Below are 384 nucleotides of genomic sequence, written 5' to 3'. Positions count from 1 at the left end.
CGGTGAACACCAGCCTCACCGGCTCCTCGGCCATCACCCAGGCCATGTTCGGCACCGACGGTGCCATCGCCTACCTCGATCAGGGCACTTCGAAGCTCAACGCGTTCGGTACCGTCGGGCTGAACAACACGGGACTGTCCGACACGAGCGTCGCCGCCTACCTCGCGGCGTCCCCCGTCGACACGGCAGGCGGCGGCGTGGTGGTGAACCCGGCCGCCGGCTACGCGAACCCCCCCCGGCGAACAGTTACCCGGCTGTGAGCGTCCCGTACGAAGTCGTCTGCGCCTCCGGCAACGACGCGGCGAAACTGCCGCTCCTGAAGAGCCTCCTGAGCTTCTTGTCCAGTCCCGCCGAGCAGGTCAAGCTGTCCGTCGAGGGCCTGTC

1 protein-coding gene is annotated in these 384 nt (G+C 68.2%); it reads left to right on the top strand.

Going from position 1 to position 384, the window contains the following annotated elements; genetic code table 11:
• On the top strand, positions 1-260 hold a 260-nt coding region (locus GWK61_RS55605), incomplete at its 5' end, for a hypothetical protein (RefSeq protein ID WP_194922421.1).
• Between the last annotated feature and the right edge of the window lie 124 nt (positions 261-384).

It is taken from the genome of Catenulispora rubra (assembly GCF_015356825.1).
GTDB lineage: Bacteria > Actinomycetota > Actinomycetes > Streptomycetales > Catenulisporaceae > Catenulispora > Catenulispora rubra.
The sequence above is the reverse complement of the archived record's forward strand: the minus strand, read 5'-3'. Positions and strand labels throughout refer to the sequence as shown.